Source organism: Parapusillimonas granuli (assembly GCF_013416525.1).
GTDB lineage: Bacteria > Pseudomonadota > Gammaproteobacteria > Burkholderiales > Burkholderiaceae_B > Parapusillimonas > Parapusillimonas granuli.
On the sequence record NZ_JACCEM010000006.1, the window covers coordinates 175,690 to 188,309 of the forward strand.

General features: G+C 65.6%; 9 protein-coding genes. 7 read left to right on the top strand and 2 right to left on the bottom strand.

Annotated features, from left to right (window positions below):
* Positions 1–54: 54 nt before the first annotated feature.
* The gene (rho, locus tag H0A72_RS12770) at positions 55–1,311 is read right to left on the bottom strand and encodes a transcription termination factor Rho (protein ID WP_180155874.1); all 1,257 of its coding nucleotides are present in this window, start codon (positions 1,309–1,311) and stop codon (positions 55–57) included.
* An 81-nt stretch (positions 1,312–1,392) separates the two neighbouring features.
* Positions 1,393–1,719, bottom strand: coding sequence for a thioredoxin TrxA (gene trxA, locus H0A72_RS12775; RefSeq protein ID WP_180155876.1), 327 nt, complete (start codon positions 1,717–1,719; stop codon positions 1,393–1,395).
* 199 nt (positions 1,720–1,918) lie between these two features.
* On the opposite strand from trxA, the gene H0A72_RS12780 reads away from it, so the two are divergent.
* The 7 genes from H0A72_RS12780 to H0A72_RS12810 all read left to right on the top strand — a co-directional run bounded on the left by H0A72_RS12780 (position 1,919) and on the right by H0A72_RS12810 (position 12,612).
* Positions 1,919–3,880: a DNA topoisomerase IV subunit B gene (locus tag H0A72_RS12780; RefSeq protein WP_180155878.1), complete on the top strand. Its 1,962-nt coding sequence runs from the start codon at positions 1,919–1,921 to the stop codon at positions 3,878–3,880.
* Between the two features lie 31 nt (positions 3,881–3,911).
* Positions 3,912–6,221: a DNA topoisomerase IV subunit A gene (gene parC / locus H0A72_RS12785; protein ID WP_425502548.1), complete on the top strand. Its 2,310-nt coding sequence runs from the start codon at positions 3,912–3,914 to the stop codon at positions 6,219–6,221.
* Positions 6,222–6,331: 110 nt separating this feature from the next.
* On the top strand, positions 6,332–7,366 hold the full coding sequence (locus tag H0A72_RS12790) for a CDP-6-deoxy-delta-3,4-glucoseen reductase (RefSeq protein ID WP_180155882.1): 1,035 nt from the start codon (positions 6,332–6,334) through the stop codon (positions 7,364–7,366).
* Between the two features lie 75 nt (positions 7,367–7,441).
* Positions 7,442–8,695, top strand: a complete 1,254-nt coding sequence (locus H0A72_RS12795; protein ID WP_180155884.1) for a D-amino acid dehydrogenase — start codon at positions 7,442–7,444, stop codon at positions 8,693–8,695.
* Between the two features lie 61 nt (positions 8,696–8,756).
* Entirely contained in the window at positions 8,757–10,031 is a 1,275-nt protein-coding gene (locus H0A72_RS12800) for an extracellular solute-binding protein (RefSeq protein WP_246437057.1), read from the top strand.
* A gap of 104 nt (positions 10,032–10,135) precedes the next feature.
* Complete coding sequence (locus tag H0A72_RS12805; protein ID WP_180155888.1) at positions 10,136–11,008, top strand: TrbG/VirB9 family P-type conjugative transfer protein; 873 nt, start codon at positions 10,136–10,138, stop codon at positions 11,006–11,008.
* Positions 11,005–12,612 carry a hypothetical protein gene (locus H0A72_RS12810; protein WP_246437056.1) on the top strand — a complete coding sequence of 536 codons (1,608 nt, stop codon included), beginning with the start codon at positions 11,005–11,007 and terminating at the stop codon, positions 12,610–12,612. The genes H0A72_RS12805 and H0A72_RS12810 overlap by 4 nt, the downstream gene beginning before the upstream one ends.
* Positions 12,613–12,620 lie beyond the last annotated feature (8 nt).

Sequence of the window (12,620 nt, forward strand, 5' to 3'; positions counted from 1 at the left end):
TGCATTACGCAAGTAAGCCTCTCGGTTGAGAGGCTTACAGGTGTGTTCAGCCGCTTATTTCTTCATCATGTCGAAGAACTCGGCGTTTGTTTTGGTTGCGCGTATCTTGTCCAAAATAAACTCCATGGCTTCGATTTCGTCCATGTCGTGTATGAACTTCCTGAGTACCCAGACCTTTTGTAGAAGCTCTGGCTTGATGAGCAGTTCTTCGCGGCGTGTGCCCGACTTGTTGAGATTGATGGCGGGGTAGACGCGTTTTTCGGCCAGCCGGCGTTCGAGGTGGACCTCGCTGTTGCCGGTGCCTTTGAATTCTTCGTAGATGACTTCGTCCATGCGGCTACCGGTTTCCACCAGGGCCGTGCCGATGATGGTCAGCGAGCCGCCTTCTTCAACGTTGCGCGCGGCGCCGAAGAAGCGCTTGGGGCGCTGCAGCGCGTTGGCGTCGACGCCGCCCGTGAGGACCTTGCCCGACGCGGGTACGACCGTGTTGTAGGCGCGCGCGAGCCGGGTGATGGAGTCGAGCAGGATGACGACGTCTTTCTTGAGCTCGACCAGGCGCTTGGCCTTTTCGATGACCATTTCAGCGACCTGGACGTGGCGCGTGGCGGGTTCGTCGAAGGTGGAGGCGACGACTTCCCCGCGCACCGTGCGCTGCATTTCGGTGACTTCTTCAGGGCGCTCGTCGACCAGCAGGACGATCATGACGGCGTCGGGGTAGTTGGTGGAGATGGCGTGCGCGATGTGCTGCATCATCACGGTCTTGCCGGACTTGGGGCTGGCCACGATCAGGGCGCGCTGGCCCTTGCCCAGCGGCGCGAAGATGTCCAGGATGCGCCCGGTGATGTTCTCTTCGCTCTTGATGTCGCGTTCGAGCGTCATGACCTCGTCGGGGTGCAGCGGCGTGAGGTTCTCGAACATGATGCGGTGCTTGATGGCCTCCGGCTGCATGCCGTTGACCTTGTCGACCTTGACCAGCGCGAAATAGCGTTCGCCGTCCTTGGGCGTGCGGACTTCCCCTTCGATGGAGTCACCGGTGTGCAGGTTGAAGCGGCGGATCTGCGACGGCGAGATGTAGATGTCGTCGGTGCTGGCCAGGTAGGAAGTGTCGGGCGAGCGCAGAAAGCCGAAGCCGTCGGGCAGCACTTCAAGCACGCCGTCACCGAAAATTTGCTCGCCTTGCTTGGCACGCCGCTTCATGATGGCGAACATGAGCTCCTGCTTGCGCAGACGGCTAGCGTTGTCGATTTCCAGCTCTGCGGCCATTTCCAGCAGCTTCGAGACGTGCTGTGTTTTTAATTCGGTGAGATGCATGTGAGAAGAGAAGGGGGTATTTGCAAGATCGTGGCGAGCCAGAGTAGGCTCGCGCGCAAAACGATGGGAGTCGAGTCGAGATTACAGGGATTCGTCCAGGAACGCGGTCAGTTGAGACTTGGACAATGCGCCTACCTTGGTTGCGGCGGCTTTGCCGTCTTTGAACAACATCAGGGTGGGGATGCCGCGAATGCCGAACTTGGCGGCGGTTTCGGGGTTTTCATCTACATTGACTTTGGCAATGATAACACGGCCTTCATACTGCTTGGCGGCTTCATCGAGCAAAGGCGCGATCATCTTGCAGGGACCGCACCACGCCGCCCAGTAGTCGACCAGCACGGGCAGGCTGGAGTTGATGACGTCGGCGTCGAAGGACGCGTCGCTCACGTGTTTGATGGATTCGCTCATGATAAAAAAGAAAAAAGAGATCGGAGTCTGAAAACTATACGGGAATGCAAGCAAACCGCACAATGTATTCTATTAATCGTGTGTGATCGTTTGTTGCTGGATTCTGACAAGCATACCACTGTCGTGCCGTGTTGGGTGGGTTCGCGGGCGCCCGGCAGTCCGTAAAATACCCACTCTTCACACCAGATTCGAGACTAAATTGGCTACACCACGCTACGACGAAGCATCCATCCGGGTCCTGAAGGGCCTGGAGCCGGTGCGGCAAAGGCCGGGTATGTACACCCGCACCGACAACCCTTTGCACATACTCCAGGAAGTCATCGACAACGCGGCCGACGAGGCGCTGGCGGGCTTCGGCCGGCAGATCGACGTGACCCTGCATGCCGACGGCAGCGTCACGGTGGAGGACGACGGCCGCGGCATCCCCGTGGGCCTGCATCCGGAAGAGAACGCGCCGGTGGCCGAGCTCGTCTTCACGCGCCTGCATGCCGGCGGCAAGTTCGACAAGAAGGACGGCGGCGCCTATGCGTTCTCCGGCGGCTTGCACGGGGTGGGGGTCTCGGTCACGAATGCGCTGGCCAAGCGCCTGGAAGTGCGGATCTGGCGCGACGGCGCGACGCACGAGCTGGTCTTCGCCGGCGGCGAGGTGCTGGAGCCCCTGCGCACGCTCGAATCCGTGTCCCGCCGCAAGACGGGCACCCGCGTGCGCGTGTGGCCGGACCCGCATTATTTCGACAGCGCGGCGGTGCCGCTGGCCGACCTGATACACGTGCTGCGCAGCAAGGCGGTCCTGCTCAACGACGTCAAGGTCACGCTCACCATCGAAAAGACCGGCGAGCGGCGCGAATGGCAGTATCGCGACGGCCTGCGCGGCTATCTCGAAGAGGCCCTGGACGGCGCCGAGAAAATCATCCCGGTGTTCGAAGGCCGGCAGTACGCCGCCGAGGACGACGAGTCCTTCGCCCCGGGGGAGGGCGCGCACTGGGCGGTGGCCTGGACGGCCGAAGGGACGGTGCTGCGCGAATCCTACGTCAACCTCATTTCCACCACCGCGGGCGGAACCCACGAATCGGGCCTGCGCGAAGGCTTGTTCAATGCCGTCAAGGCGTTCGCGGAACTGCACGGCCTGGTTCCCAAGGGGGTCAAGCTCCTGCCCGAGGACGTCTTCGCGCGCGCCAGCTTCGTGCTGTCGGCCAAGGTGCTGGACCCGCAGTTCCAGGGGCAGATCAAGGAACGCCTGAACAGCCGGGACGCCGTCCGGCTGGTCAGCGGCTTCGTGAAGAACGCGCTCGACCTCTGGCTGAATGCCAACGTCGAGTACGGCAAGAAGCTCGCCGAGACGGCCATCCGCCAGGCGCAGGCGCGCGCGCGTTCCCTGCAGAAGGTCGAGAAGCGCAAGAGCTCGGGGGTCGCGGTGCTGCCGGGCAAGCTCACGGACTGCGAGTCCAGCGACGCGGCCCGCACCGAGATTTTCCTGGTGGAAGGCGATTCCGCCGGCGGCTCCGCCAAGATGGGCCGCGACAAGGAATTCCAGGCGGTGCTGCCTTTGCGGGGCAAGGTCCTGAACTCCTGGGAAGTCGACCGGGAGCGCCTGTTCGCCAACAACGAGATCCACGACATCTCGGTGGCGATAGGCGTGGACCCTCACGGCCCGTCCGATTCCCCGGATCTCTCCGGCTTGCGCTACGGCCGCATCTGCATCCTGTCGGACGCCGACGTCGATGGCTCCCACATACAGGTGCTGCTGCTCACTCTGTTCTTCAAGCATTTTCCGAAGCTGGTCGAAGCCGGCCACGTCCATGTGGCGCGGCCTCCGCTGTTCCGGGTGGACGTCCCTGCGGCGGGCAAGCGGCCGGCCCGCAAGGTGTATTGCCTGGACCAGGGCGAACTCGACGTGGTCCAGGAAAAACTGCGCACGGAAGGGTTGCGGGAAGGCAGCTGGAGCATCAGCCGCTTCAAGGGGCTGGGCGAAATGAGCGCCGAGCAGCTTTGGGACACCACCATGAATCCCGACACGCGCCGCCTGATGCGGGTGGGCTATGGCGCGCTCGACGCCCGGGCCACGACCGAAATGTTCGACATGCTCATGGGCAAGGGCGAATCGGCGCATCGCCGCAGCTGGCTGGAAGAAAAAGGCAATTTGGCCGAGGTCGACGTCTGACGTCTGCAGGCCTTGACCCACACCGGGATGGATAATGGATAGTACACAAGCAGATTTGTTCGACCAGGGCGGCGATGACGGCGCCGGCATGACGCTGGCCCACTATGCCGAGCAGGCCTACCTGGATTACGCGGTATCGGTGGTGCGCGGCCGGGCCCTGCCCGACGTGGCCGACGGCCAGAAGCCCGTGCAGCGCCGCATACTGTATGCCATGCAGGCCATGGGCCTGGGGGCGGGGGCCAAGCCCGTCAAGTCGGCGCGCGTCGTGGGCGACGTGCTGGGCAAGTACCACCCCCATGGCGACCAGGCCGCCTATGACGCCATGGTGCGCATGGCGCAGGACTTCACCTTGCGCTACCCGCTGGTGGACGGCCACGGCAACTTCGGCTCGCGCGACGGCGACAACGCGGCGGCCATGCGCTATACCGAAGCCCGCCTCACGCCCTTCGCCCGCATCCTGCTGGACGAGCTCGACGAAGGCACGGTCGATTTCATCGCCAACTACGACGGCAGCCAGAAAGAGCCGGTCCTGCTGCCGGCGCGGCTGCCCGTCATGCTGTTGAACGGCGCATCGGGCATCGCGGTCGGCATGGCCACCGAGATCCCGTCCCACAACCTGCGCGAGGTGGCGAATGCCTGCGTGGCGCTCATCCGCAATCCCAAGCTGCCGGACGAGGAACTCTACGCCCTGGTGCCGGGGCCCGATTACGCCGGCGGCGGCCAGATCATTTCCTCGCCCGCCGACATCGCCCACATCTACGCCACCGGCCGCGGCTCGATCAAGGCGCGCGCGCGCTGGCGCTTCGAGGAACTGGCGCGCGGCCAATGGCAGCTGGTGGCGTACGAACTGCCGCCCGGCACTTCCGCGCAGAAGATCCTGGAGGAAATCGAGGACCTGACCAACCCCAAGGTCAAGGCCGGCAAGAAAAGCCTGACGGCCGAACAGCAGCAGACCAAGGCGCTCGTGCTGGGCATGCTGGACGCCGTGCGCGACGAATCGGGCAAGGACGCGGCGGTGCGCCTGGTGTTCGAGCCCAAGACCAGCCGCATCGACCGGGACGAATTCGTGAACCTGCTGCTGGCGCAGACCAGCATGGAAGGCAACGCCCCGATCAACCTCGTCTGCCTGGGCACGGACGGCCGTCCGCGCCAGAAGCCGCTGCGGCAGGTCCTGGCCGAATGGCTGGAGTTCCGCGCCCACACCATGACGCGCCGGACCGAATACCGCCTGGACAAGGTGACGGACCGCATCCACGTGCTGGAAGGGCGCATGGTGGTCTACCTGAACGTCGACGAGGTCATCCAGACCATCCGCGAATCGGACGAGCCCAAGGCGGCGCTGATGGCGCGCTTCGAGCTTTCGGAAAGGCAGGCCGAGGACATCCTGGAAATGCGCTTGCGCCAGCTGGCCAGGCTGGAAGGCTTCAAGATAGAGAAGGAGCTGGAAGAGCGCAACACCGAGCAGGCGTCCCTGCGCGAGCTGCTGGACAACCCCGCCGCGTTCAAGCGCTTGATGGTCAAGGAAATAGAAGCCGACGCCAAGCAATACGGCGACGACCGCCGCACCCTGATCGAAACGGCCGAGCGCGCGGTGCTGGAATCCAAGGTGGTCGAGGAACCGGTCACGGTGATCATGTCGCAGAAGGGCTGGCTGCGCGCGCGGCAGGGCCACGGCCACGATGCGGCGCAATTCGGCTTCAAGACGGGCGATGCCCTGTACGACACCGCCGAGTGCCTGACCACCGACGAGCTGGTCGCCATATCGAACACGGGGCGGGTCTATACGGTCGCGGTGTCCAGCCTGCCTTCGGCGCGCGGGGACGGCCAGCCCATCACTTCCATGATCGACCTGGAGCCGGGCGCGCGCATCGTGCACATGGTGGCCGGGCCGGCGGAACAGCGCTATGTGCTGGGTACGCGCTCGGGCTATGGCTTCATCGCGAAACACAAGGACCTGACCACCCGGCAGCGGGCCGGCAAGCAGTTCCTCAGCCTGGAGGGCTCGGACACGCTGCTCAAGCCGCTGGTCTTGCGCGGCACCGACACGCACGTGGCCATGCTGGCCCGCAAGGGCCGCTTCCTCGTCGTCGACCTGCACGAGTTCAAGTCGCTGTCGGGGGGCGGGCGCGGCACCATCCTGATGGGGCTGGACGAGGGCGACGCGGTGGCGCAGTGGGTGCCCGTCGGCCCCGAGGGCATACTGGTCAGCGGCATATACCGCGCCAAAGACACCACCTGGAGCATGGACATGCAAGCGCTGGCCGAATACATGGGCAAGCGCGCCAGAAAAGGCAAGGCCTTGTCCCTGAAGATGAAGCAACCTACACTTTTGCGGGCCTGACGGCGGCGCGGCGCCGGCCGGGGCATCCGCCGGCGCCGCGGCGCTTTTCCTGCCCCGGGCGCCAAAGCCTTAAAATGGCGTAATTTTCATCCATTTCCATTGTCAGACTTATGAGTTTCAAGGTTACCGTCCAGCCCAGCAACCACGCTTTCACGGTCGAGGACGGTCAGTCCGTGCTCGATGCCGCCCTTGCCGCCGGCATCGTCCTGCCCTACAGCTGCCGCAACGGCGCATGCTCCACCTGCAAGGGCAAAGTCCTGGAAGGCAGCTTCGACGCCGGCGACAGTCCGGCCCATGTGCTGGCGCCCGAAGAGCTCGAGCAGGGCTACACCCTGTTCTGCCAGGCCAAGCCGACCTCGGACATGGTCATCGAGGCGCGCGAGATCCGCATGGCCAGCGACATCCAGATCCGCAAGATGCCGGCGCGGGTGATGGCCATCGAAGACGCCGCCAGCGACGTGAAAATCATCAAGCTGCAGCTGCCCGCCGCCGATCCCTTCCGCTACTACGCCGGCCAGTACCTGGAATTCATCCTGAAAGACGGGCGGCGGCGCAGCTATTCCATGGCCACCATCCCCAACGAAAACAACCTCGTCGAGCTGCATATCCGGCACACGCCCGGCGGCGTGTTCACCGATCACGTCTTCGGCGCCGGGGCCACGCAGATGAAGCCGCGCGAGATCCTGCGCGTCGAGGGTCCGCTGGGGTCCTTCTTCCTGCGCGAGGAAAGCGGCAAGCCCATCGTTTTCCTGGCCAGCGGCACCGGCTTCGCCCCCATCAAGGCCATCATCGAGCGCATGATGGAAACGGGCAGCACGCGCAAGGCCGTGCTGTACTGGGGCGGGCGTCGGCCGGCGGATCTCTACATGGATGCCCTGGCGCGCGAATGGGAGACAACCCTGCCGGACTTCACCTATGTTCCCGTCGTCTCCGACGCCTTGCCCGAAGACGGCTGGACGGGCCGAGGCGGCTACGTGCACCAGGCCGTGATGCAAGACCTGCCGGATCTCTCCGGGCACCAGGTCTATGCCTGCGGCGCACCCGTCGTGGTCGAAAGCGCGAGGCGGGATTTCGTGAAGCTCTGCGGGCTGCCGGAAGAAGAGTTCTACGCGGACGCCTTCACGACCGAGGCGGACATCGCCTAGCCTGGTGCGCGTGCGCCTGGCGGGATTCTCGGCAGGCGGCGCCAAGCAATCCAACCAGCATCAAAGGAAAGCGCAATGAGAGTAGCCGTACTGGGTAGCGGAATCATCGGAACGTCGACGGCCTGGTGGCTCAGGCAACATGGCCATGACGTCGTCGTGATCGACCGCGGAAGCGGGCCCGCGCAGGAAACCAGCCGCGCGAACGGAGGGCAGATATCGGTCTCGTATTCCGAACCCTGGGCCAACCCCCATGTGGTCGGAAAGCTGGCGCGCTGGCTGTTCCGGGACGATTCCCCCATCGTCTTCAAGCCTCAGCTCGACCCCAGGCAGTGGTGGTGGGGCCTGCTCTTCCTGCGCGAATGCCTGCCCGGGCGGCTTGCGCCCAACATACGCGCCATGGTGCGCATGTCCGAGTACAGTCGCCGGACCTTGCAGGAAATGCGCCGCGAGCTGGGCATAGAGTACGACCACCTGGAGCGCGGCATACTCAATTTCTACCGGGACAAGGCCGAATTCGATCTGTCGCAGGAAATGGCCGGGGTGATGCGCGACTTCGGCGTGGACCGGCGCATCGTCAGCACCGAGGAAATCATCCAGCTCGAGCCGGCGCTGGCCGGCATGCGCGAGCGCATCGTGGGCGGCGACTACACGGCCGAGGACGAAACCGGCGACGTCTACCTGTTCACCCGGGCGCTGGCCGAAAAGGCCGAGGCGGCCGGCGTCGAATTCCGCTATTCCACCCGGCTGAGCCGGCTGCTGTCGCTGGGCGGCCGCATCCAGGGGGCGGAGCTGATCAACTCGGAAGGGCTCTACGAGGTCCTGCGGGCCGATGCCTATGTGGCGGCCCTGGGCGCCTACACGCCGCAGTTCGTGACGCCGCTGGGCATCCCCTGCAACGTCTATCCGGCCAAGGGGTATTCGGCCACCTTCAACATCCTGGACCCGGGGCGCGCGCCCATGGTCAGCCTCACGGACAGCGCCAACAAGGTGGTGTATTCGCGGCTGGGCAACACCCTGCGCATGGCGGGAACGGCCGAGCTGGCGGGCTATTCCCGGGCGCTGAACACCGCCCGTTGCGATAATATGACGCTGCTTGCGCGCGAACTGTTCCCAAGCGTGCTCGATTTTGATAACGTACACTACTGGTCTGGTTTGCGTCCCGCAACCCCTTCAAATGTCCCCCTCGTCGGCCGGACGAAAATCCAGAACCTGTATCTCAATACCGGGCATGGCACTTTGGGCTGGACCATGGGCGCGGGCTCCGGCCGCGCACTGGCCGACCTCGTCTCCGGCCGCCGGCCCGAACCCGAGTTTCCTTTTCTAGGTTAATTGCTTTATGAAATTTCAGTGGCTATTTGGCGCATCGGGTCCGATGCGCAAACTCGCCTGGATGAGCGCCGGATCACTGCTGGCATCGTCCATGGCCGTATCCGCCGCGACCGAAATCCGGGTCTGGCATTCCCTCAGCCCCTACAACACCGCCGTATTCGAAGACCTGGTCAAGGACTTCAACCGCAGCCAGAACGAAGTCAACGTAAAGCTGAAGGCCTTCGAAAACGAAGACGCCATCGAAGCCGCCCTGGCCGCGGCCAAGAAGCGCGAAGACCGGCCCCAGCTGGTGCAGCTGGACGACGACCGCGCGCCCGAGCAGATCGCCGGCCGTTCCTACATACAGCCGCTGCACGTCCTGCTGGCCAGGCATCCCATCAAGGACGCCAAGTGGTTTCTTTCCGAAGAAAACACCTTTGCGCGCGACGGCAAGGGCCGCCTGCTGGCTTTTCCCTACATGGTCGACATCCCGGTCATGTACTACAACATCGAATCCTTCAAAAAGGCCAACCTGAAGCCGGCCGTGCCCCAGCGCGCCTGGAACGCCCTGCAGGACCAGCTGGTCCTGCTGGCCAACAACGGTTCGCGCAGGTGCCCGCTCACGTCCGACCAGCCGGTGTCCATCAACCTGGAAAACCTGGCGGCCGTCAACAACCAGCTGTACACCAGCAACGACAACGGCCTGAAGGGCAAGCCCGCCTTCCTGTTCGACGTCATGTACATCCGCCACCTGTCGCTGATGATCAGCTGGGTGCGCACCGAGCTCATGGTCAAGCCGGAATTCGGCGCCGTGGCCGCCAAGCGCTTCGCCAACAATGAATGCGCGGTGCTGTTCTCCACCTCCAGCAACCTGGGCTGGTTCAAGGGCACCAAGAAGCTGGACTTCTCCGTCAGCGGCTTGCCGTATTATCCGCAGGTCACCGACAAGCCCGGCAATCCCTTCGTGGGCGGCTCGGCCCTGTGGGTGACGGCCGGGCACTCCAAGGAAAGCGATGCCGGCAGCGCCCGCTTCCTCGGCTGGCTGGCCGAGCCCAAGCACGCCGCCCTGTGGTACCAGAAAACCGGCTTCCTGCCGCTTACGCAGCAGGCCTTCGCGCAGACCGACCCGTCCTACTACAAGGACCTCGGCGAATGGCAGTCGCTGGTGGCCGTTCATGCGCGCAGCCCGGGAAATCGCGGCCGCGGCTTCCGCATCGACAACTACCCGCAGATCCACGCCATGTTCCACCGCACCCTGGAACAGGCGCTTAACGGCCAGCAGCCGGCCGTGACGGCGCTCAAGACCGCGGCGGTCGAAGCCGGGAAAATGATGGCAAGCAAACCGCAGCCGCGATAAAAGTTTCTATCCGTACATCTCGGTCTGGCGAGGCCGGCCGCAAGAACGCAAGATAGCCCGTACTGCAATCCGCAGCACGGGCTATCTTGTTTTGGGTGACTGCCATGTCCAGATTTCTTGCGGTTCTTTTCGCTTGCGCAACGCTTGCCGCCTGTACGCCTTCCTTGCGCTGGCCCTGGCCCGCCTCCACGCCCGCAGCCGCATCCGCGCCGCAAGCGGCGCCGGCGCAGGGCGCGCGCTACAGCTTTGCGTGGCGGCTGTCGGGCGACCGCGCGGTCGCGCCGCTGCAGGTGTTCGACGACGGCCGCCGGACCTGGCTGCAGTTCTCCGAATCGCAAGCCGTTCCCGCCATCTTCGCGCGCGGCGGCGAAGGCGAGCAGCTGCTGGACTACACGCGGCAGGGGCCTTACGTCGTCCTGCCCGGCGTCTGGCCCGAACTCGTCCTGCGGGGCGGCTCCCTGGTCGGCCACGTTCGGCGCATGGCGACGGAATCCGCCGGCGGGCCGGTTGCGCCGGGCGTGCAGGGCGTGCAGGGCGGCCTCGGCGCGCCGCCTGCGCCGGCCCTGCCGCCCGTATCGGCGGCGCCCGCGGCGGCGGCTCCCGACGCCGCCGACGCCATCCCGCCCGAGGCGCACGCCGCCGCCCTGACGGCGCCCAGCTTTCCCGATCCCCCATCCCAAGCGCCGCCGTCCTTCCAGGCCGGTCCGCAAGACCGCACCATGCGGGCCGCCCTCGACCGCTGGGCGAAAAGCGCCGGGTGGACCTTCGAGCCCGAGCACTGGGTGGTCGACGTCGACATTCCATTGGCCGGCTCGGCCAGCTTCGAAGCGGAATTCAAGTCCGCGGTGCGCGAACTGCTCGCTTCCACAGAGCTGGGCGAAAGGCCGCTGCAGCCTTGCTTCTATTCCAACAAAGTGCTGCGCATCGTGCCTTACGCCCAGCCCTGCGACCGCAGCACCGGCGGGAGAACCTCATGACGCCGCGCTCCCTGCCGCGGTCGGTGCTGTGGCTCGCCGTCGTGGCGGCGGGCGGCGCCTCCCTGTCGTCCTGCGCGCTCGGCGACCGCATGCGCCAGATCGCCACGGCGGTCGACGCCCAGCACGCCCGCATCCATCGGAAGCAGTCCGAGTTCGCCGATGCGGTCGCCGACCCCGAAACCCGGCGCGCCGCCCAGGACGTTCCCCGCCCCTGGCTGGCCGGCCGGGCCCAGCCCCTGGCGCGCGAGCTCGTGCTGCCCACGGCCTTGCGGGCCGACGTGAACACCACCCTGCTGTTTGCCGACGGCGGGCTCGACCTGACCCTGCTCGCCCAGCGGATCACGGCGGCCACCAACATCCCCGTCCACGTTCGGCCCGACGCCTTGCTGCCTCCGGAAACATTCCTGCCGCGCCTGAACCGTTCCGGGGCTGTGCCGTCCATGGCGTCCACGGCCCCGCTGCTGCCTCCGGGCGGCGGCCCCGAACCCCTGGCCCGCATCCTCGACCGCATCGGGGCAAGGCTGGGCATCATGTGGCGCTACCACCAGGACCGCATCGAGTTCTACCGCACGGAAACCCGCAGCTTCAACGTGCGGGCCCTCACGCTCGACGCCACGTCCGAAGCCTCGCTGGGGCAGGGCGGAACCGCCGCCGCAGAAGGCTTCGTCAGCACCTCCCGAACGCAGCTGGCCAGCACCGCGAAAGACGTTTTCTCCGTGGTGCGCGCACGCATGGAACCTTTCCTGACCCAGGCCGGCATCGTCGTGGCCGAGCCCGGCGCCGGCTCCACGGTGGTGGTCACGGACACGCCCGAGGCCTTGTCGCGCATCGCCGCCTACCTGGAACAGGAAAACCGCGCGCTCACCCGCCGGGTGCGGCTCATCGTCGAGGAATTCACCGTGGTGCTGCACGACAGCGCCGAAGCGGGCATAGACTGGAATCTGGTTTTCTCCAGCGCCAGGCTGGCCGCCACGCTGGTGGCGCCGGGCTCGGGCGTCGTGGGCGGCGCGCTGGGCGCGCGCCTGGACCAGGGCCCCTTCGCCGGGTCCGAAGCCGTGATCAAGGCCCTGAACGAGGTCGGCAAGGTGGTGAGGCGCAGCAGCATGCCCGTGCTCACCCTCAATCGGCGGCCCGTCACCCATGCCGTGCGCACCACTTTTTCCTACATCGACCGGGTGGAGACCACGGCGCTGGGCGCCGCCGCCGGCCTGGCCCTGCCTTCCGTTTCCGTCAGCCAGCGCGAAGAAACCGTGGGCTCGCTTCTCACGCTCGTTCCCGACGCCCAGGAAGACGGCCAGATCCTGCTATCCGTCGCCTATGACAACACCGTGGCCCAGCCCTTGAAGTCCGTCACCTTCGGCGACAAGGAAAACCCCCTTCAGCTGCAACAGATCACCATAGACGGCAACGGCACGGTGCAGCAGGTCGCGCTGCAGCCCGGCCAGCCCGTCCTGATCTCGGGCTTCGACCGCACGGTCGAGGAAACCGAAGGCAGGCGGCTGAATCCCGGCATTCCCCTGGCGCTGGGCGGCGCCGACCGCGCTTCCGCGCAGCACTTGACCACCATCATGATGGTCTCCGCGCAAGTCGAGGAAGGCTACTGAAGGGGGCG